The 19,782-nt window shown below is 63.9% G+C and carries 23 protein-coding genes; 16 read left to right on the forward strand and 7 right to left on the reverse strand.

Going from position 1 to position 19,782, the window contains the following annotated elements; all coding sequences use genetic code 11:
* The first annotated feature begins 57 nt into the window (after positions 1-57).
* The 9 genes from ABDC78_RS21215 to ABDC78_RS21255 all read left to right on the forward strand — a co-directional run bounded on the left by ABDC78_RS21215 (position 58) and on the right by ABDC78_RS21255 (position 7,216).
* A complete protein-coding gene (locus tag ABDC78_RS21215; RefSeq protein WP_178361822.1) occupies positions 58-564 on the forward strand; it encodes an Lrp/AsnC family transcriptional regulator in 507 nt (168 codons plus the stop codon).
* 293 nt (positions 565-857) lie between these two features.
* Positions 858-2,261, forward strand: coding sequence for an aromatic ring-hydroxylating dioxygenase subunit alpha (locus ABDC78_RS21220; RefSeq protein WP_178361823.1), 1,404 nt, complete (start codon positions 858-860; stop codon positions 2,259-2,261).
* Positions 2,258-2,845 carry a 3-phenylpropionate/cinnamic acid dioxygenase subunit beta gene (locus ABDC78_RS21225; protein WP_178361824.1) on the forward strand — a complete coding sequence of 196 codons (588 nt, stop codon included), beginning with the start codon at positions 2,258-2,260 and terminating at the stop codon, positions 2,843-2,845. Before ABDC78_RS21220 ends, ABDC78_RS21225 begins: the two co-directional genes overlap by 4 nt.
* Positions 2,842-3,153, forward strand: coding sequence for a hypothetical protein (locus ABDC78_RS21230; RefSeq protein WP_178361825.1), 312 nt, complete (start codon positions 2,842-2,844; stop codon positions 3,151-3,153). Before ABDC78_RS21225 ends, ABDC78_RS21230 begins: the two co-directional genes overlap by 4 nt.
* The gene (gene hcaB / locus ABDC78_RS21235) at positions 3,150-3,956 is read left to right on the forward strand and encodes a 3-(cis-5,6-dihydroxycyclohexa-1,3-dien-1-yl)propanoate dehydrogenase (RefSeq protein WP_178361826.1); all 807 of its coding nucleotides are present in this window, start codon (positions 3,150-3,152) and stop codon (positions 3,954-3,956) included. The genes ABDC78_RS21230 and hcaB overlap by 4 nt, the downstream gene beginning before the upstream one ends.
* Before the next feature lie 30 nt (positions 3,957-3,986).
* Positions 3,987-4,184: a ferredoxin gene (locus ABDC78_RS21240; RefSeq protein WP_178361827.1), complete on the forward strand. Its 198-nt coding sequence runs from the start codon at positions 3,987-3,989 to the stop codon at positions 4,182-4,184.
* The gene (locus ABDC78_RS21245; protein WP_178361828.1) at positions 4,184-5,428 is read left to right on the forward strand and encodes an FAD-dependent oxidoreductase; all 1,245 of its coding nucleotides are present in this window, start codon (positions 4,184-4,186) and stop codon (positions 5,426-5,428) included. The genes ABDC78_RS21240 and ABDC78_RS21245 overlap by 1 nt, the downstream gene beginning before the upstream one ends.
* Before the next feature lie 7 nt (positions 5,429-5,435).
* Positions 5,436-6,221, forward strand: coding sequence for an IclR family transcriptional regulator (locus ABDC78_RS21250; protein ID WP_178361829.1), 786 nt, complete (start codon positions 5,436-5,438; stop codon positions 6,219-6,221).
* Positions 6,218-7,216 (forward strand): 4,5-dihydroxyphthalate decarboxylase, encoded by a 999-nt coding sequence (locus ABDC78_RS21255; protein WP_256736433.1) that lies wholly within the window; start codon positions 6,218-6,220, stop codon positions 7,214-7,216. Before ABDC78_RS21250 ends, ABDC78_RS21255 begins: the two co-directional genes overlap by 4 nt.
* A gap of 23 nt (positions 7,217-7,239) precedes the next feature.
* Here the strand turns inward: ABDC78_RS21255 and ABDC78_RS21260 are convergent, their stop codons facing one another.
* The 3 genes from ABDC78_RS21260 to ABDC78_RS21270 all read right to left on the reverse strand — a co-directional run bounded on the left by ABDC78_RS21260 (position 7,240) and on the right by ABDC78_RS21270 (position 10,414).
* On the reverse strand, positions 7,240-8,304 hold the full coding sequence (locus ABDC78_RS21260) for an amidohydrolase family protein (RefSeq protein WP_256736434.1): 1,065 nt from the start codon (positions 8,302-8,304) through the stop codon (positions 7,240-7,242).
* Positions 8,249-8,824 carry a MarR family transcriptional regulator gene (locus ABDC78_RS21265; protein WP_178361958.1) on the reverse strand — a complete coding sequence of 192 codons (576 nt, stop codon included), beginning with the start codon at positions 8,822-8,824 and terminating at the stop codon, positions 8,249-8,251. The genes ABDC78_RS21260 and ABDC78_RS21265 overlap by 56 nt, the downstream gene beginning before the upstream one ends.
* Positions 8,825-8,920: 96 nt before the next feature.
* A complete protein-coding gene (locus ABDC78_RS21270; protein WP_178361831.1) occupies positions 8,921-10,414 on the reverse strand; it encodes an aldehyde dehydrogenase family protein in 1,494 nt (497 codons plus the stop codon).
* A 351-nt stretch (positions 10,415-10,765) separates the two neighbouring features.
* On the opposite strand from ABDC78_RS21270, the gene ABDC78_RS21275 reads away from it, so the two are divergent.
* The 5 genes from ABDC78_RS21275 to ABDC78_RS21295 are packed head-to-tail and all read left to right on the forward strand — an operon-like array spanning position 10,766 to position 14,927.
* Positions 10,766-11,692, forward strand: coding sequence for a VOC family protein (locus tag ABDC78_RS21275; RefSeq protein ID WP_178361832.1), 927 nt, complete (start codon positions 10,766-10,768; stop codon positions 11,690-11,692).
* Positions 11,692-12,486, forward strand: a complete 795-nt coding sequence (locus ABDC78_RS21280; RefSeq protein WP_178361833.1) for a 2-keto-4-pentenoate hydratase — start codon at positions 11,692-11,694, stop codon at positions 12,484-12,486. The genes ABDC78_RS21275 and ABDC78_RS21280 overlap by 1 nt, the downstream gene beginning before the upstream one ends.
* Positions 12,483-13,268 (forward strand): fumarylacetoacetate hydrolase family protein, encoded by a 786-nt coding sequence (locus ABDC78_RS21285; RefSeq protein ID WP_178361834.1) that lies wholly within the window; start codon positions 12,483-12,485, stop codon positions 13,266-13,268. Before ABDC78_RS21280 ends, ABDC78_RS21285 begins: the two co-directional genes overlap by 4 nt.
* Positions 13,269-13,272: 4 nt before the next feature.
* Complete coding sequence (locus ABDC78_RS21290) at positions 13,273-13,470, forward strand: 4-oxalocrotonate tautomerase family protein (protein ID WP_178361835.1); 198 nt, start codon at positions 13,273-13,275, stop codon at positions 13,468-13,470.
* The gene (locus tag ABDC78_RS21295) at positions 13,467-14,927 is read left to right on the forward strand and encodes an aldehyde dehydrogenase (RefSeq protein WP_178361836.1); all 1,461 of its coding nucleotides are present in this window, start codon (positions 13,467-13,469) and stop codon (positions 14,925-14,927) included. Before ABDC78_RS21290 ends, ABDC78_RS21295 begins: the two co-directional genes overlap by 4 nt.
* A gap of 87 nt (positions 14,928-15,014) precedes the next feature.
* Here ABDC78_RS21295 and ABDC78_RS21300 read toward each other — a convergent pair whose 3' ends face one another.
* The 3 genes from ABDC78_RS21300 to ABDC78_RS21310 all read right to left on the reverse strand — a co-directional run bounded on the left by ABDC78_RS21300 (position 15,015) and on the right by ABDC78_RS21310 (position 17,808).
* Positions 15,015-15,455, reverse strand: a complete 441-nt coding sequence (locus ABDC78_RS21300; RefSeq protein ID WP_178361837.1) for a hypothetical protein — start codon at positions 15,453-15,455, stop codon at positions 15,015-15,017.
* Between the two features lie 272 nt (positions 15,456-15,727).
* Positions 15,728-16,693, reverse strand: coding sequence for a dihydrodipicolinate synthase family protein (locus ABDC78_RS21305; protein WP_347133528.1), 966 nt, complete (start codon positions 16,691-16,693; stop codon positions 15,728-15,730).
* Between the two features lie 2 nt (positions 16,694-16,695).
* The gene (locus ABDC78_RS21310; RefSeq protein WP_178361839.1) at positions 16,696-17,808 is read right to left on the reverse strand and encodes a cupin domain-containing protein; all 1,113 of its coding nucleotides are present in this window, start codon (positions 17,806-17,808) and stop codon (positions 16,696-16,698) included.
* A 457-nt stretch (positions 17,809-18,265) separates the two neighbouring features.
* Between ABDC78_RS21310 and ABDC78_RS21315 the strand changes: the two genes are divergently transcribed.
* On the forward strand, positions 18,266-18,760 hold the full coding sequence (locus ABDC78_RS21315) for a TetR/AcrR family transcriptional regulator (RefSeq protein ID WP_347133183.1): 495 nt from the start codon (positions 18,266-18,268) through the stop codon (positions 18,758-18,760).
* 27 nt (positions 18,761-18,787) lie between these two features.
* Here ABDC78_RS21315 and ABDC78_RS21320 read toward each other — a convergent pair whose 3' ends face one another.
* Positions 18,788-19,012: a ferredoxin gene (locus ABDC78_RS21320; RefSeq protein WP_178361840.1), complete on the reverse strand. Its 225-nt coding sequence runs from the start codon at positions 19,010-19,012 to the stop codon at positions 18,788-18,790.
* A 140-nt stretch (positions 19,013-19,152) separates the two neighbouring features.
* On the opposite strand from ABDC78_RS21320, the gene ABDC78_RS21325 reads away from it, so the two are divergent.
* Positions 19,153-19,713, forward strand: coding sequence for a flavin reductase family protein (locus tag ABDC78_RS21325; RefSeq protein WP_178361841.1), 561 nt, complete (start codon positions 19,153-19,155; stop codon positions 19,711-19,713).
* Positions 19,714-19,782 lie beyond the last annotated feature (69 nt).

The raw sequence follows: 19,782 nt of genomic DNA on the forward strand, positions 1-19,782 counted from the left end.
TTTAACTGAACTGATGGTTCACTTGTGCGGGTATGGCAACTTGGTGAGGTGACTCGAATGTTCAGCATCGACCGGCTCGACGTCGACCTGCTCGAGATGCTTGCACGCGACGCGCGGATCGGAGTCGTGGAACTGGCGTCGCGGCTGGGCATCTCGCGCAACACCGTGCAATCGCGCCTGAAGCGGTTGGAGGAGAGCGGGCTGGTCGCCGGCTACCGCCCCGAACTCGACCTCGCGCAAGCCGGAATCGCCACGCAGGCCTTCGTCGGACTCGAGGTGCAACAGGGTCGTCTCGGCTCGATCGTGGAAGCTCTCATCGGGATACCTCACGTGCTGGAGATACACGCGACGACAGGGCGCGAGGATCTCCTCGTGCGCGTCGCCACCGAGACGCAGGCGGGACTGCAGCAGTTGATCGAGCAGGTGGTCGCCATTCCGGGTGTTGTGCACTCGACGACGACACTGGCTCTCACCACTCCGTTGACCTTTCGGCCGATGCCGCTGCTCAAGAACATGACTCGCAACGCAGGGTGGGGACGGTCGACGCCGACACCGAAGGAATGAGCCCCTGGGAATCTGGGGCTGTTTGCGTCTTCCGCGCATCGGCCGACGTCGATCTGTTGAACATATATGATGATATCTGTATTATCTCTACTAGACGTCTCGCCAGCTGACCTGACGTGATTCGTACCTTGGGTCCAACGAACGGAGAGTACGACACTCATGGGTATCGAGTCCGTCGTTGGGTTGTCCGACGTAGCTCCCGATCACAGGATCCGGCTCAAATTGCGGTTCATCTCTGTCTGCAGACCGTTCTGCTACCAGGGGTCCTCACCGCGGTGCAGAAGAAAGGTGTCATGACCGACCAGTCCAGGGTACTCGACGACGTTCGCCGAGGCATGATCCCGGCCCATATCTACAACGACCGGGAGATCTATGAGCTGGAAAAGCGGCACATCTTCGCCCAGGCGTGGGTATTCGTCGGCCACGAATCAGAGATCGCACAGCCGGGAGACTATGTCGTGCGGCGGATCCTCGAGGACTCGTTCATCATCACCCGCGACGAGAATGGCACTGTCTGCGCGCATTTCAACATGTGTCTGCATCGCGGCATGCAGGTATGCCGAGCGGAGATGGGCAATGCCTCACACTTCCGTTGTCCGTATCACGGCTGGTCCTACCGCAACGACGGCAGGATTGTGGGGTTGCCGTTCCATCAGGATGCTTACGGCGGCGAGGAAGGATTTGCCCGCAAGGGACAACGGCTGCTGCCGGCTCCGAACATCGCAATCTACAACGGCATGATTTTTCTGAGCCTGAACGCCCAGGCGCCACCGCTGGAGGATTACCTGGGGGACTTCAAGTTCTACCTCGACTTCTACACGCGGCAGAGCTCGAGTGGCATCGAGTTGCATGGACCACAACGGTGGCGGATCAAGGCGAACTGGAAGATCGGTGCCGAGAACTTCGCCGGCGACATGTACCACACGCCCCAAACGCACACTTCGGTGGTGGAGATCGGACTCTTTCGCGAGCCTAACGCGCAGAAGCGCAAAGAGGGTGCGCTGTACTGGGCCGGCAATGGCGGCGGAACCACTTACAAACTGCCTGACGGATCGCTGGAGGAGCGGCTTCGTTACGTCGGCTATCCGGACCCGATGATCGAGAGGATGAAGCAGAGCTGGTCGCCGGAGCAGCTCGCCATTGTCGGCACCGACGGCTTCATGTTCAGTGCCGCAACGCTTTATCCCAACCTGTCTTTCGTGCACAACTGGCCGAAGGTCGCCGACAGCGACAACGTGCTGCCGTTCATCACGCTGCGGCAGTGGCAGCCGATCAGCGAAGACGAGACCGAGGTGCTGTCCTGGTTCGCCGTGGACGCCGGAGCCCCGGAAGAGTTCAAGGCGCTGTCCTACAAGGCCTATCTCATGTGCTTCGGTAGCACCGGCATGTTCGAACAGGACGATGTCGAGAACTGGGTGTCGTTGACCAACACCGCGGCTGGCTCGATGGCGCGGCGGTTACTGCTCAACAGCCGGATGGGTCTGCTCGCCGATGACTCGGAGGTGGCGCCTCCACTGCTTGCCGACCGCTTCAGCGGCCCCGGTATCGCCCGTCAGGGTTACAGCGAGTTCAATCAGCGAGAGTTGCTGCGTCGCTGGGCCGATGATCTGGAGGCCGGTTCTACCGATACGTTACGTCCCGAGCCGTCCGGCGGCGCGATGGTCAACGGCGACCAAGGGACGGTGACGCGCGTATGAACATTGCCCACGACACCCACTCCAGTCGGTCCCGCCTCGGGGGGTCGGCATCGCGCGTCACGCGGACGGGCAAGACGCTGCGGTTCGACGACGAGCGACACCTGCTCGCCCACCAGTGGCTGGTGGACGAGACCTATCTGCTGGACGCGCAGTCGTATTCGGAGTGGCTCGAGAGTCTCTGCGAGGACATCCACTATCTGATGCCGGTCAGGGTCACGACGGCGCTGGCCGCCGGCTACGACACCTCGCCCGGCATGGCGCATTTCGATGAAGACAAGTACTCGTTGTCTCGCCGGGTGGCCCGCTTCCTCACCGAACACGCCTGGACCGAGGATCCGCCGTCCCGGCTGCGCCACCATCTGTCGAACGTGCGCACCTTCGCCACCGACGATCCGGACCACCTGATCGTCGAGTCCGCCACCCTGCTGTTCCGCAGCAGAGGCGATGTGCGGGAGGGTGCCTTTCTGTCCGCGGGTCGGGAGGACCTGCTGCGGCTCGAAGGCGACCAGTGGCGGCTGGCCCGTCGCATCATCTCCGTCGATGAGTCGGTCATCCGCATGCAGAATTTGGCGATATTTCTGTGACGCCGCCCGAGGGTGAGCAGACGGACCCCGCGAGCGTGGCGCGCAATCATCTGCTCAGACACGTTGTCGGCGAGTCGATCACGATCGGGAACGAGTTCAGTGAGGTGCGCCTCACCCGGGTCGACACCCGCAACGGCTCGCGGCTGCTGATCGAATCCCAGAAGTCTGGGCAGTGGGTGGCGCTGTGCCCTCTCGAAGTCGAGGCCCTCACGTGGCAGTCGACCGCGACTTTCTCGGCGATGATCGGGCACCCCTTCGGATCCCTGGTAGACGAGCGGCCCGGTGAGTCCGCCTCGGAGTCGTGGTGACGGGCTGGCTCACCGGCCGGCGGGCTCTTCTCGTGGGCGCCGGGTCGGGGATCGGCAGGGCGGTGGTGGATGCCTTTCTCGATGAGGGTGCGCGCGTGGCCGTTCTGGAACGCGATGAGCAGAAGTGCTCGGCGCTGAGCGCCCAGCATCCCGATGTTCCCGTGGTCTGTGGCGACGGAAGCTTCCGTGCGGCCAATGACGAGGCCGTCGCCGCCACGGTTGAAGCGTTCGGTGGTCTGGACGTGCTTGTCAACTGCGTCGGGGTGTTCGACTTCTATCGCAGCATCGAAGAGATCGACGTGGACGTCCTTGACGAGGCATTCGACGAGATTTTCCGCGTCAACGTCAGAAGCCATCTGCATTCGGTCAAGGCGGCGCTTCCCGCGCTGCGGGAATCTGCGCGGCCGGTCATCGTGCTGACCGAGTCCACGTCCGGGTACTACGCGGGGCGAGGCGGAGTGCTCTACGTCGCTTCCAAATTCGCCGTCCGCGGACTGGTCACCGCGCTGTCTCACGACCTGGCGCCCCAGATCAGAGTCAACGGTGTTGCCCCGGGCGCAACGCTGGGGACCGACCTTCGGGGCCTGGCCGGTCTGGACATGGCAGATCGCAGCATCTCGAAAGTGCCCGGCCGTGCCGAAGAGATGGCCGCGCGCGTTCCCCTGCAGGTCGCGTTGTCCGCGCAGGACCACGCGTGGAGTTACGTGTTCCTGGCATCGCATCGTGCCCGCGGCATCACCGGGGACGTCATCCACCCCGACGGAGGCATGAGCGTCGCAGCGGCGCCGAGGAAGCGCAGTTGAGTCCGCTCCGCACGAAAGAGAGAGAACATCATGCCCAGACTCCACGCTGACTACCCGTCGTGCCAGGGCTACGGCAACTGTGTGACCGGCGCCGCGGACACCTTCGACGTCGACGACGAGGGCGTGGTGGTGCTGTTGCGGGACACCTTCGCAGAGGGCGAGCGCTCACGAATCGAGGACGCGGTGCGCAGCTGTCCCGTGAACGCCTTGAGCATCGAGGTCGACTGATGTCCGGACTAACCGTCGTCATTGTGGGGTCGTCCGTCGGCGGGGTGCGCACCGCCAAGGCGCTGCGCTCTCAGGGCTTCGGCGGCCGGATCGTGTTGATAGGCAGTGAATGCAGTCTGCCCTACGACAAGCCACCCCTGTCGAAGCAGTTCCTCGCAGGCTCGTGGGACCAGAGCCGGCTGACGATGCTCACTGCCGAGCAAGCCGACGAGGCCGACATCGAACTGCGCCTCGGCAACGCGGCTGAGCAGTTGGACCTTGCTGGTCGAGCGGTGATTCTCGCCGACGGCGCGCGCGTCGCATTTGACGCCCTGGTCGTGGCCACGGGCGCTGATGCGCGACCGTCCCCGTGGCCGGTGACCTCCGGCGTCCATCTCGTGCGGACACTGGACGACAGCCGTGAACTGGCGCGTGCGCTGGCGGTCGCCGGGCCGGTGGTAGTCGTGGGCGGCGGGTTCATCGGCGCCGAGGTAGCCGCGACCGCGCACGCTGCGGGGCGGGACGTGACCATCGTCGATCCGCTCACCGCGCCGATCGGCCGGATCGTCGGGGCTGAAATCGGAGCCATACTCACCGGCGTGCACGCGCGGCACGGGGTGCATACGCGGTTCGGCGTCGGTGTCGAGTCGGTCGACGGACGCGAGGGGGCCCTGCGCGTCACCCTCACCAGCAAAGAGACGTTGCCCGCTGCGACAGTGGTCGTCGGTATTGGCGCCATTCCCAACGACGGCTGGCTGTCCTCCTCGGGACTATTGATAGACGATGGCGTGGTATGCGACGAATTCTGCCGTGCGGTAGGGCATCCGGGCGTCTTTGCTGTCGGTGACGTGGCGCGCTGGCACCATCCCGGGCATCAGGAAGACGTCCGTGTAGAACACTGGACCAATGCCGCCGAGCAGGCTGCCTGTGTAGCCCACAACATCTGCCACCCCGACGAACTACGTTCCTATGCGCCGACCGAATACGTCTGGAGCGACCAGTACGACTGGAAGATTCAGATCGCCGGGCGGCCCCACCGTGCGGTGCTTGATCGGATCGTCGGCGACCTGAACGCCGAAAGGCCTCAGGGCGCAGCAGTGTTCGGCGATCAAGCCGGTATCTTGACGGCAGCCGTCACCGTGAACTGGCCGAAGGCCCTGATGATGTGCCGCCGGATGATCGGCGCGGGAACGACCGTCGCTGACTGCCTGTCGGAAGTGGAAAGCCTACCGCGGCTCACCACCGCGCACGCAGCCGGAGGGTGATCGCCTGATGACGATGCAAGCAGAACCGATTGTCACCCGGGCATACGGGCCGACACCCCAGTACCCGGTGGAGTCGGTCGACAACGCCTTGCAGATAGTCATGCTCCTCGCAACACGGAATGAGTTGCGGCTCACCGACGTGAGTGCTTACTTCGGCCTCGCCAGTTCGACGGCGCACCGGCTGCTCGCCATGCTGTCCTACCGCGGACTGATCCGCCAGGATCCGAAAACCAAGGCCTACCGTGCAGGACCGGGCCTGGATCTGCTCGCCTTCAGCGTGCTGCGCCGGCTCGATGTCGGCGACCGGGCCCGGCCGGTCTTGGAGAAGCTGAACGCCGGTCTGCGGGAGACCGTGCATCTGGGACGGCTCGAAGGCGCCGAGGTCGACTTCGTCGCGTCCATCGAAAGTCCGCAGGCGCTGCGGGTATCCAATCGTCTGGGCGTGGCGATGCCCGCACACTGCACGTCCACCGGCAAGGCACTGCTGTCTGCGCTCGGGCCCGAGGAGCTCGACCGGCTCTATCCCCAGCCGGATCTGGTGCAGATGACGCGGAACTCCATCGCGTCGAGGGCGGGACTCAACGCCGAGCTGGCCGACGTACGCAGGCGCGGGTACGCCATCAGCAACGAAGAGGGCGAGGTGGGCGTGATCTCTATCGCGGTACCGCTGCGCAGCGGAGCGTATGCCCTCAACGCCTCGGTGCCGGTCAGCCGAATGACCAGGAGCTTGCGCAGAACAGTGCTCAGCGAGCTGAACGCGGCTACCGATGAGATCGAGGCATTGCTCCCATGAACGGTGCGGAGCGTCTCGAATTGACCTACGGTGGCGAACTCTACGACAGAACGCGTCGCCTCTATACCGGCGAGGTCGCCCCTGAAGGCATACGAATCCGCTACTTGCACCACGCGATCGAAGACCTCTTCTGGCGCCAGGGCAAGTACGGCGAATTCGACGTGGCTGAGTATTCGATGGGTGCATACCTGTCCACAGTCGACGATCCCGATCGTCCCTTCGTTGCGCTCCCGATATTCCCGTCGCGGCTCTTCCGGCATTCCAGCGTGTACGTCCGCGCCGGCGCGAATGTGGTCGAGGCGGCCGACCTCAACGGTGGTGCCGTCGGGACCCCCGAATGGAGCATGACCGCCTCGTTGTGGATGCGGGGCATCCTCGGCGAACATCACGGAGTCGATCTTGCGTCGATCCGTTGGCGTACGGGTGGTCTCGAACAGCCAGGCCGCCAGGAGAAGGCGCCGGTAACACCTCCCCGCCATTTCGACGTCTCCCACATCGGCGACGAGGACACCCTCAGCGCCCAACTGATTCGCGGTGAGTTGGACGCGCTGATCACTGCGCGTACGCCACAGGCGTTCATGCAGGGCGATCCGCGGATTCGACGGTTGTGGCCCGACTTCCGTGCGGCGGAGCGCGCCTATTTCGACGTGACGCAGGTCGTTCCCATCATGCATGTGGTGGTCATCAAACGTTCGGTCCTCAACGCTCACCCCTGGGTGGCCAACAATCTCGTCGATGCGTTCGAAACGGCCCGCAAGCCCGTGCAGCCGGAGCTCATCGACACCGCAGTCTGCACTACCAGCCTGATATGGGAGTCCTCCTACGCGGAAGGAGAACAGGATCTTCTCGGCGATCCCTTTCGCGGCGGCGTCGGCCACAACGCCGCTGCCCTGCACGCATTGCTGGCGTACGCGCACGAGCAGGGGTTCAGCAAACGCCCGTTGCGACTCGAGGATGTGTTCGTACCTTCGACGATCAGCGCAGCGCGGGTGTAGGCGCGCAGGAAGGCCGTTGTCGCTCAGGCGAGTCCGAGGATTCTCTCGGCTGTCACCACGCTGACCGATGAAACGACCGCCTCGGGTAGGCCCGCGCTCAGCAGGGCCGCCCCGGCTGGGCGCTCAGCGATGGCGAACGGATAATCGGTGCCGACCACTACCCGATCGGCCCCGACGCGCCCGACCAGAGCCGCGACCGCATCCGCGTCGAAGAGCAGCGAATCGTAATAGAAGCGATCGGCGTAACTCGATGGGCCGTCGCCGCGGTCCGTTGCTGTCAACGAGTTCTCCCAGAATCGCTCGATTCTCGGCAGTAGCGCCAGGAACGCACCGCCGCCGTGAGCGAGCAGGATATCGAGTTCGGGATGGCGGTCCAAGACGCCGCCTATCACCAATGACGCTGCGGCCGTCGCTGTCTCAGCGCCCATTCCGATGGATTCGGTGAGACCGTACTTCCTGAGGCGATCCGAACCCAGCACCTGCCACGGATGCACGAAGACCAGCGCGCCGTGTTCGGCACAGGCGGCGAAGAAGGGATCCAGTGCGCGGTCGTCGAGATTGGCTCCGCACACATTCGAGCCGATCTCCACGCCGGCGAGGCGGAGATCCTGCCGGATTTCGACGACCATCTCCGCGGCCCGGTCCGGGTCCTGCAACGGGACTGTGCCCAGTCCGCTGAACCGTGTCGGATATGCGCGAACGGCATCGGCGATCCATTCGTTCTGCACGCGTGCCAAATCGGCCACGCCATCAGTGCCCAGATCGTAAGAAAAAGTGATCGGTATAGGTGAAATAACTTGTCGCGCAACGCCGTCGGTCTCCATGTCGGCGAGCCGTCGCTCCAGGTTCCAGCATTGCTCTGTCACCGACCGAAAGTGCCGGTCGCCGAGCATGATGTCGGCGCTACACGGTCCGGTGTGCACCAGTTCAGGCCACGAACCCGCGATGCGTCGGCCGAAGTTGGGAAGGGAGCGGGGTAGCCCGTGGGTGTGCAGGTCGATCACAACATGGCCTGGTCTGATACGGACAGTCTCATGAAGACACGTCACCCTGGCGCCTTGGCCGGGGGCGGTTGACCTCAGCGCCATTGGCGACGGGCTGGCAGTTCTGTTCGATCGAATCCATGAACTTGTTGAGCAACCTCTGCAGCTGACGTTTCTGCGGGGGTGTCAAATCGCTCATCAGGGTCTGTAGGTATGTCCAATGTCCGGGCAGAAACTTGCGCAGGAAATTGCGGCCGGGTTTACCGATGCGGACCAGAAACGATCGACGGTCTTCGGGATTTGTAATGCGTTCGACGTATCCCCGCCGTGCCAGCCCGTCCACGACACCGGTCAGGTTAGCCGGCAGCACGGACACCGCCTGACCCAGCGCCCCCATCGTCAGCGGCTCAGGGGCGCGGTCGAGCACCGTGAGGATATTGAGCTGGCTAATGTTCAGGTCGTGCGGCAGTAGTTCGCTGACGTGAGCGCGTTCAAAGGCGGTCGCGGTACGGAAGAGCGCCAGCGTCAGTCCGAGGACAGCGGTGTCGAACTCCGGACCCTCCCGGTCGGCCGCTCTCGCGATCTGCTCGGCGATGGAGGGTGGGTTTCGGGGCCGTCGCGGCATAGGGTCGCCTCCCGATAGATCAAGATGGTGGATTGTCTGGCTCCGTACAGTATCGACATCAACCAATTTGTCGCTTTGTCGGGAGGAGCGTGCAAGTCAGCGGAAGGGAATGTTGACGGTCTTGGTCTGGAGGTAACTCTCCAATTCCTCGACTCCCTCTTCGGTGCCCGTGCCACTGTTCTTGTGACCACCGAACGGCGCACCGAGAAAGTGGCTGCCGCTGCCGTTGATCCACACATAGCCGGTGTCGAGCCGGTCTGCCACCGAGACCGCGGTGGTGATGTCGTTGCTCCAGACAGCACCGGTCAGACCGTATGGTAACTCGTTGGCCTGAGCGACGGCGTCGTCGAGATCGGTGAATCGCAGCACTGACAAGACCGGGCCGAAAATCTCCTCGCGCGCAACGGTCATCGACATGTCGACGTCGGCGAAGACCGTCGGCTCGACATAAAAGCCTGCCTCGAATTCGCTTCCCGGGGGCCGTCGGCCGCCGGTGACCAGCCTGGCCCCCTCCCGTTTCGCGACGTCGATGTAGTGGTTCACTTTGTCGAACTGCGCTTGGGACACCAGGCAACCCATCTCGGTCGCCGGCTCCAGCGGATGGCCGATCCTGATCGATTTCAGTCGCTCGACCAGACCAGAGACCACCTGATCATGAAGCGACTCGTGAAGAAAGAGACGGGTCGTCGATCCACAGGACTGCCCCTGGCTCCAATGACAATTCATGCCGAAAGCCGCGCCCTCGATGACGGCGCTCGGGTCGGCATCCGGGCAGACGATCATCGCGTTCTTGCCGCCGAGTTCCAGCGTGACGTGTTTGATGCCGGCTTCGGCCGCCGCAGCCATCACCTTCTGGCCAGTGGGGACGCTGCCGATGAGTGCGATGCGCTTGACGCCGGGGTGCCGAACCAGGGCGTCACCGGCCACCGCGCCGCTTCCCGAGATGATGTTGACGACGCCGGGGGGAAACGACTCGAGTACCAATTCGGCCATCAACAGCGAAGACAGCGGAGCCTGATCAGGCACCTTGAGAACCAGGGTGTTGCCGGTGATCAGCGGGGCGCCCACTTTGGCGGCAGCGAACAGGATCGGGTGGTTGTAGGGAATGATCCGCCCGACCGCGCCGTACGGTTCTTTGCGGGTCATCAGCCAGCTGCGCGTCATTGACGGAAGGGTGTCGCCGGTGATGCTGAACGCCACCGCTGCGTGGTAGTCGAGCCACCGGGCCGCCATCATGACGTCGCCGATCATGGCTGTCACGGGATTGCCGGTGTCGACAGCGTCGAGCAGGCCGAAATCGGTTGCACGGGAACGCAGCCTCTGCGCGAACGACCTGATCATCTCAGCGCGCTCGAGCAACGTGGTGTCGCGCCATTGCGGGAACGCCGCGGTGGCGGCCGCGACAGCCGCGTCGACGTCGGCGGGGCTGGCGGCAGGCACGCGGGCGATCGTGGAGCCGTCGTGCGGGGCGGTGATCTCCATTGTCGCGTCGTCACCGGCGGCGACGCGATCGCCCCCGATCAACATCCGCCAGTCACGGTCAAGCAGGGCCGCGACATCCGTCTTGTTGCTATCGAGAGAGGATTGCACGTGCAGATGCTCACTTCCTGAAGTATTACTCGTCCGATCCAACTCTAGCGCCCAACTTCGCCGGAAACTTCATCTTCCGAAATATTTCAGTGGGACAACCAATCTGGACGCTACTATGCCCGCGGCGCGATGACGCCCGGGCCACGTAATGAGCTGTTGCGCAGAATAAGACCGACGAATCCGCCCAGCGGTTGCCCATTGCGCCCGGCGTCTCAGCAAGAACACAAAGAGGGCTTTGACCCGAAGGGGTAGTACGCAATATAGTTCATGCACATAAGTAATTACCGGATGGCGCACGCGCGGCGCGGTAGTGCGTATCGAGTTCCGTCGGTAGGTCCAGGAAGGCCGGAGATGATCGAACTGCAGGACATCGCTTACGTGCGATCGGGGGTGACGGATCTCCAGCGTGCGACCAGCTTCGCGGTGGACATCGTGGGGCTGGATCCGATAGTGCAGGAACACGATGTCACCTACTTGCGGGCCGACGGCCGTCATCACTGCCTGGCGCTGATTGAATCCGACCAGCCCGGCGTCCTCGCATCGGCGTTCTCATTGCGAGATGATGCCGCGCTGGAGTCAGCCGAAGTCGAGTTGCAGCAGTACGGCTGCACGGTAACGCGTGGCTCCGAAGAGGAAGCGCGGCACCGGCATGTTCGCAACTTCATCGCCTTCGACGACCCGTTCGGCAACCACGTCGAACTGGTCTCCGGCCAGAGCACTCTGGCCCGTCCGATCAACTTCGGTCGACCCGCCGCAGGGATCGCGGAGTTTGGTCACCTGTGCCTCGACGCTCCCGATGTACGGGCCGCGCACGCCTTCTGGTCCACGGTGTTCAGCGCCAAGGTGTCCGACTGGATCGGTGACGGCGCCTGCCTGATGCGAATCGACCCCGTCCATCACAAGCTGGCGTTCTTCCAGAACGACGCCGGGCCGGGTTTCTGCCACATCAACTTCCAAGTTGAGACTCTCGACGATGTGATGCGCAACTGGAGATTCCTGCAACAGAACGAAGTTCAGATTCTGCATGGGCCAGGCCGGCACCCGACGTCGACGGCCATCTTCATCTACTTCCTCGGGCCGGACAACCTGACCTACGAGTACTCATTCGGGGTCCAGTTGATCGACGACGACGCGTGGACTCCGCGCATGTTCGACCTTGCAGAGCCGGGCTCGATCGATATGTGGTTGGGGCCGACCCAGCGTACCGTCTCCCAGGCTCAACTCGCCGCCCGCTCGACTGCACCGCTTTCCGTCGTTGCGCCTGAGCCCAGCGTGTGATGCGTACCGAAGAGTGCCGTCAGATGGCCGAGGACCTGCTTGCGGCTTATGGGACGCGCCGCCCGATCGCCCCGCTGACCGACCGAATCCCTGACTTGACCGTTGCGGAGGGCTTTGCCATCCAGCGAGCACAGGTCGACCGGTGGACGGCCGGAGGCCGCACCATCAAGGGCCACAAAGTGGGCCTGACCTCGGCGGCCATGCAACGTCAGATGGGAGTGAGTCAACCGGATTTCGGTGTTCTGCATGACGAGATGTTCTACTCGGAGTCCGATCCCATCGCAGTGACGGCTTTCTTGCAGCCGCGTGTCGAGCCGGAGATCGCCCTCATACTCAAGCGCGACCTCGCCGGTCCCGGCGTGACAATCGCCGAGGCCGTGGCTGCAGTGGACTTCGTGCTGCCGGCACTGGAGATCATCGACAGCCGCATCGCCGACTGGCGTATCAGCATCGCGGATACGATCGCCGACAATGCCTCGTCCGGTGGGGTTGTGCTCGGCGGGCATCCTGTTCGACCCACCGACGCGGACCTTCGGCTCCTCGGCTGCAACCTGTACTGCAACGGCGAGGTGGTTGCGACGGGTGCCGGTGGGGCGGCGCTCGGCTCGCCAGTGATATCGCTGGCATGGTTGGCCAACACACTGGGTCAGCAGAACGACCATCTGAGTGCCGGCGACGTCGTGCTGCCGGGTTCGGTGACCGCGGCACAAGCGGTGCGGCCGGGCGATGTCTGGACCGCGCAGTTCGCTCAACTCGGGCACGTCACCGCACGTTTCGCCGAAGGAAAGTCATGAACACATGGACAGTTGACCGAGCGGCGACCGAGCTGCTCGACGCCGAGGACACGCGAACTGCCCGCAACCCGATCACCGACGATTGGCCTGACCTCGATTTGCGAACGGCCTACGCGGTTCAGGACGAGACGTTGTGCCGTCGAGTTGAGCGTGGTGAAACCGTCGTCGGTGTAAAGCTCGGCCTGACGTCACGAGCCAAGCAGCAGCGAATGGGTATCTCGTCGCCCCTGGTCGCGTGGCTGACCGATGCGATGACGCTGCCCGCCGGGGCGCCGTTGCAGGAGGGGGCACTGATTCATCCCCGCGTCGAGCCGGAACTCGTCTTCGTCATGAAAAACCGGTTGCGTGGTCCCGGTGTGACAGCGGCACAGGCGATGTCAGCGGTAGGGCACGTCTACGCGGGCATGGAGATCATTGATTCCCGCTACAGCGATTTTAGGTTCACCTTGCCTGACGTCGTCGCTGACAACGCCTCATCGGGGCGATATGTGACCGGTCCGATTGGTTTGCCGCCGGAGGAACTGGACCTCTCACTGGAGGCGTGCCTGGTCGAAGTCGACGGCGTCATCGTCGACAGCGCCACAGGAGCCGCGGTTCAGGGACACCCCGCCGAGGCGCTGGCATTGGCGGCGAACGTGCTCGCCGACCGCGGTATGGCGATCGAGCGCGGCTGGATTGTGCTTACCGGCGGGATGACGGACGCGGTTGCGCTCAACTCGAAGGCCGTTGTGAGGATGCATTTTTCGAACCTTGGTTCGCTCGTCGTCCACGGAGGGAAGTAACGCCATGCCGTTAGTCGAAGTCACGCTGGTCCAGGGCCGCGCGCCGCACCAGTTACGCACGCTGATCAGCGAGCTGACCGAAGCCGTCGAGACGGCACTGGGCGCCTCCCGCTCCACAATCCGGGTGGTACTGCGCGAAGTTCCCGATACACACTGGGCCGCCGGTGACGTGACCATCGCGGAGCGGAACAAGGGTTCATGACTGAGCTCATACCTCACGTCATCGATGGTGAAGAGGCCGAGTCGGCCAGTCTGGCGTGCTTCGACACCGTCGATCCGTGGACCCGCCAGCCGTGGGCCAAGGTGGCCCTCGGCGGCGCTGAGGAGGCCGCCCGGGCCGTAACCGCCGCGCGCCGCGCCTTCGACGAAGGCCCTTGGCCACGAATGGGTTTGGCTGAGCGGGGCGCAATTCTGCACCGCCTCGCGGATCTGATCATGGAGCACCGCGACGAACTCGCCCTGGCTGACACCACCGATATGGGAAAGCCGATCACCGACACCCGTGGCAACGACGTGCCGCGGTCGGCACAGAATTTCCGGTTCTTCGCCGACCATGCGCGGCTCTCAGTCGGTGAGGCACTGCCGATGGACAGCGGTCACCACGCCTACACCAGATTCGAGCCGGCGGGTGTCGTCGCCGCGATCGCGCCGTGGAACTTCCCGCTGATGCTCGAGACGTGGAAGGTCGCACCGGCACTCGCGTGGGGGAACACCGTCGTCCTCAAACCTGCCGAGGACACTCCCGCGTCGGCGACCATCCTTGCACGACTTGCTTTGCAGGCCGGAATGCCCGATGGGGTCCTGAATGTCGTGCACGGGTATGGCCCCGGCTCTGTGGGATCCGCCCTCACCGGCGATCCCCGAGTCGACAGGATCACCTTCACCGGCGAAACGGGTACGGGCAGAACCATCGCCGCCGCGGCGGCGGCACACCTGACCCCGGTGAGCCTGGAACTGGGCGGGAAGGGCGCCAATCTGGTCTTCGCCGACGCCGACCTCGACAGCGCGGTGAGCTGGTCGATCCGCGCGATCTTCTCCAACGCCGGGCAGGTGTGTCTCGCCGGTAGCCGGTTGTACGTCCAGCGGGAAATCTACGATGAGTTCTTGGCACGTTTTGTCAGTGCCGCCGAATCACTGATCGCCGGTGACCCCAAGCTCGTTGGCACCCAGCTCGGTCCACTGGCGTCGGAAGAACATTGGCGAAAGGTCCGCTCCTACGTCGAGGGTATCGCCGCCGATGGGGGCACCATGCGCACGGGTGGTCCGGGGGAGGGGTGGCTCATCCGCCCGACGATCGTGACCGATCTACCTGCTACCGCGCGGCTCTGCCGTGAAGAGATATTCGGCCCAGTTGCGGTCGTCGCGCCCTTCGACACCGAAGCGGACGCCGTCGCTTTAGCCAACAACACGCCGTATGGGCTGAACGCGATGTTGTTCACCGAGAATCTTTCCCGGGCCCACCGCGTGGCAGCCGCGCTGAACGCGGGCACCGTGTGGGCGAACTGCTTCTTCGTTCGTGACCTTCGGGCACCGTTTGGCGGGGTGGGCGATTCCGGAATCGGCCGGGAGGGTGGCACATTCAGCCGTGAGTTCTTCACCGAGCCGAAAGCGATTGTGATGGCGATCAGTGACATCGCCACCGCCTCACGTCAACAGTGACTGAGTTGTCTTAGTATTCGGCTCCTGGACCGCTCCACGCATCCACACTGCTCGACGGTCACCTCGCCCGAGGTGGTGCAGCGCGGATCACGTCTGCCTCATCGGGCGGTCGCTGAAGGGGTGTGCCGATTGTGGGCTGCTCGCCGGGTCCCAGGCAGCAGGAAACGGTGCGGTATCGGTGGTTGCATCGGGGCCGCTGAGTGCGGCGATGAACGCGGCGAGGCCGGCTTCGTCATCGGTCCCGCGGTACCCGCTGTGCCAACTCCTCAGGTCGGCAACGAGTTCGGGGGCCAGCTCGATGTTGCAGTGCACCGCGATACGCAGCAGCTCGACTATCGTGTCGAACGTTTCACCGGCGCCCAAGGTGGCGTAGATCTGGGCGCGGTGGACCGGGTCGAGTCGGTCGCTGACGGCTTGCGCCAAGGCCCATGCCACATCGGTTTGACGTACCGGCTGTTTGTGGGCTCTGGCTAATCGGTATCCGCCACCCCAACCGCCCTGCTGCGGTGTGCTGATGGCTTCACTCACCTCGGTCTCTTAGACGCCATGACACGCACGATGCCTGGTGCCCAACAACTTTCATAGCTCTTGGGTTCGGCCGGACCCGGTCGGCGTGATGGACAATCGCGGTGCACAGCCACAGCGCCGCGTCGGCGATCTCTTCGAGGGCATCACCGCCCACCTCCGCCCGCGCCGTCGCTTCTGGATAGGCAGCACTCATCCAGACTCCCTACGAAGGATGCTACAAAACACCTAGGCCCACCGTGACCGGCCACTGTCGGTCACACAACTCGGTCAGCTCAGCGGAAGCCGCGGTACTTCTGTTCCAGTGCGGCCCACCGGCGGCCGGTTTCCTCACCGCCAGCGACCATGTCGGCCGGTGCATCGGTATATGGCGGCCGGCTGGGCCCGCAGTCGATCAAGCCCGCTCCGCGGAACCGCCCACGCCCGACCGGAATGCTGTAATCCATGAAGCGCGACATGTCACCGCCGAATTGCGGGGCCAACGCCCAGTTCACTTGCTCGGAGATGTCATCCGCCTGTGCCCAGTCCTGCGACAGCACGGCGCGCGAGAGTGAGGCCAACGGGGAGGGCGCGCAGGCGACGTTCCCCGACCAGCACGCCGTGGCCCTGTCCGGGAAGCGTTTGGCAACGCGGACCCAGTCGCTATCGAGGGGCAGCACGGCAACCTTGTCGCCGAAGGCCTCGATGTCGCCCTCCAGAGTCGGTCCGCCTGCGTGCTTGGTCGCAATGATCTCGGGCGCATCGGCAAGCTGCTGGTACGCGTCGACGCTGATCTTGCCCTTGAACGCGGCGGGGTTGTCATAGATCACTACCGGAACCCCGGGCAATGCCTCGGTGATATCGCGATAGAAGCGCACGACGCCGGAGTCATCGAGCGGCAGCCACATGGGACGACCGACGAAGAGTCCGTCGGCGCCGGCGTCGATCGCCTCGCGACCCCGCGCGATTGTGTCGCGGGTGTTCAAAGTCGTCACGCCGGCGAAGAACGCCGCCCGGCCCCGGATCGTCTCGGCGACGCAGGCCGAGAACTGAAGCCATTCATGATGAGTAAGCGACGCACACTCACCGAACGTTCCGGTGGTCATCACGATCTCGATCCCGGCGTCGACGACCTGCTCGATCATCTTCTCGGTCTCAACGACATTGACGCTGTTCAGGCAACGCCAGTCATCGGCGTCGTTGGTCGCAGGCGTCGGCACGATGCCCACGATCCCTCTGATGTCCGCACGGGTGATCGCCACGGTCAAGCCCGTGTCTTCGCCGGTGATGCGAGATCGCCGGGCACGGTGGGATACGGCTGGGTACCGAATGAGCGGTGGGGCTCCTCGCGGTACATTCCGAGCGCCTGAAGCACCGGAGCGTCGGTTGCGGAGAAGAGCACGGCGTCGACGTCGGAGGACCGGTTCATGTGGGCGTGCCACATCCAGTTGGGCACTACAAACGAGTCGCCGACAGACCAGTCGATTTCTTCGTCGCCGACAACTGTGGTGCCTTCGCCTTCCACGACGTAGTAGACCGCGCTGGAAGTGTGGCGGTGGCGTTCGGTGCGCAGCCCTGGACGGAGCAGCTGTGCGAAGCAGTCGATGGTGGGAAGCGTCGGTCCGCCGCTGATTGGGTGGGCGTAGTGCAGGATGACACCGTCGAACGGGCTGCCGCCACTGTGACGATGTATGCCCAAGGCGGCCCGAACCTCGCTCCACGGGTACCGGAATGGAATCCGCAAGCTCTGTCGAGCTTCCCACGCGGGGCGCACATGGGCGGCGCGACTGCTCGTGCAGGACGCAGCATCTTCATGCAATGGCTGTGTGCGCCCACCGAACGGTTCGAAGAACATTTGGCGTAGATAACCCATGAGCGGCACATCGAGGATGTCAAGCCAGACGCCGCGTTTATCGCTTTCGTTGTGGTGATCGTGCCAAGAGTAGGCCGGCGTGATGACCAGGTCACCGTCTTCCATGGGAAGTTTCTCCCCGTCGACCGCGGTGAACAGGTCGGGGCTACCGTCCACGACGAAGCGCAAGGCGTTGATGGAGTGCCGGTGCGCCGGGGCTATCTCGCCGGGAAGGGTGATCTGCATGCCCATTGCCAAGGTCTGCGACGTGCCGTTGACGTCAGGAGCCGGGTTGATGAAAGTGAAGTTCCTGCGGGCGGTTTCGCCGGACACCGCCGCGCACATCTCGGTCAGCGCGCGATCCGCGAGTTGCCATGACCAACGGAACGGCACACCCGCCGGGACAGGGCCGTCGGTGAGCTGGACCAACTGCGCGTCGTACTGCCACTGGCCACGAAGGTGCAGTTCGTCGAGCTTCTTGTCGAACAGTGCCAGATCCGAAACGGACTCCTGTGTAGTCGTCATAATCCCTTGTCCTCGTGAAGAAACCGTGGCAGTCGGGGCAGTCACGCTCGACCCCCGTCGTCGCTGGTCAACCGATCGGTCCACGGCGGCCTCGAGTATCGATGCCTCGGGCCCGCGGGACCGCTTCCCCGTGATGACGACGCAGCGCCGACGCTAGCACCGGCCGCAGCGCACGACAAGACACTTAACAATGATTCTGTCTAAATCGTAACGTTTGTCGCCCAGGTTTTGGTGCTGCGCGGACGGACGATTGCGACTCCAATCGAGACGTCCTGACTGGTTTCGAACAAATATGGATAATGTTGTCGATTCCACGTCTTCTTCTGCACGGCGGGAATACGCTCTGCTGAGTGGGAAGGCACAGGAGGCACTGATGGCGGCAAACCAGGACACGCTTGCGCGCATATTCGACGCGACCACTACGACGCTGGCACGCAGCGGGGCCAGAAGGCTGTCAATGACCGACGTCAGCGCTGAGGCGGGGATCGCCCGCGGAACGCTGTATCACTACTTCAGTAAGAAGCAGGACTTGCTGAATGCGGTAGGCGTACGAGTCGTGAAGCTGTTTGAAGACGGAATCGTCAACGCCGTGGAAGAACGGCCCGAACTCGACGTACGTGTCCGGGTGGTCGTGGAAGCGATGGCCGACGTGGGCCGCGCACATCCGGAAATCGTGCAGGTGATCGCCCTTGAACCGGGCTTCGGCGTGGACTTCTTGCAGCAGATCTTTCCGGAGTTCGTCTGCCTGCTGGACGAGCTGCTGGCGCCGGCTCTGAACATGACCCGTGCCGTTCGGTCCATGGGTGTCACCAGTGGTCAGCTCTGTGACCTGATCCTTCGCATCGTGATGTCGGCGTACGTGTTGCCGACCCCCGATCTGGCCGACGTGCCGCGGGCGATCCTGGCGTTGCCCTGTTTGACCCGATGGACTCCCGACCTGCACCTGGTCTGAAACCTCAATCGGCCCGAATCGTCGACATCACTGGCCGGGTTCGGCGCGACGCACGGTGATGGCGTCGGCAGGGCAGGCCTCCGCTCCTCGACAGGCCTGAGCCTCGAGCTCAAGCGGCACGCTCTCAGGTGCAACGGCGTATCCAGCGTCGTCGATCGTGTAGACGTCGGGACCTTCGGTGGCGCACAGGGTGTATCCGCAGCACTTCGACCGGTCGACTGTGATCACAAGTGGTAGCTGGCTGTCTGCCATGATGCTCGGCTCCTCCGATGGCCTGGGAAGTGAAACTATTTGGGGTATCGTCCTGAGTTGAACAGTCTATACAGATTGTGTCCTAATCGCATATGACCTTTCGCCTGGGGCCACCCTCGCGATGGCCGGAGGAGCGCAGGTTGGCTGACCCGAAACAACGTGTCACGGAACTTAATCCGATATCAACGGACCGACGGGTGCTACGTACCGCCTTCGGGTCCTTCCCCAGCGGCGTGACTGCAGTGTGCGGTGTGGGCGCAGGCGGCGATCCAGTCGGGATGGCGGCGAGCTCGTTTGTTTCGCTGTCGTTGGATCCGCCGCTGGTGGCAGTCTGCATGCAGAAAACATCCACCTCCTGGCCCCGGCTGCGACGGCTGCGTCGGCTCGGATTGACCGTGCTGGCACAGGACCAGGAGGATGCATGCGTGCGGCTGTCGGGCAAGGGCGATCGCTTCAGCGACATCGACTGGGTGCGTACGGCCGACGGCGCCGTCTTCGTGTCAGGTGCGTCGGTGTGGCTGGAGTGCTCCCTATTCGATGAGGTCCCGGGAGGCGACCACACCATCGCCATGTTGGAGATCCATCGGCTGCACACCGAGCCGGGCGTTGCCCCACTGGTGTTCCACGGCAGTGCATTTCGTCGTCTCGACTTGGCTGTGGACAGCGAGGTCGCATCGGGCTCCCGGGGCAATCCGATGTGAGGTGCGCCGCGGTTCGGTGCGAAGGAAACTTCGGCTGACGCCTTGACGCCGTGGTGATGCTGAACACAT

The organism is Mycobacterium sp. DL (genome assembly GCF_039729195.1).
GTDB lineage: Bacteria > Actinomycetota > Actinomycetes > Mycobacteriales > Mycobacteriaceae > Mycobacterium > Mycobacterium hippocampi_A.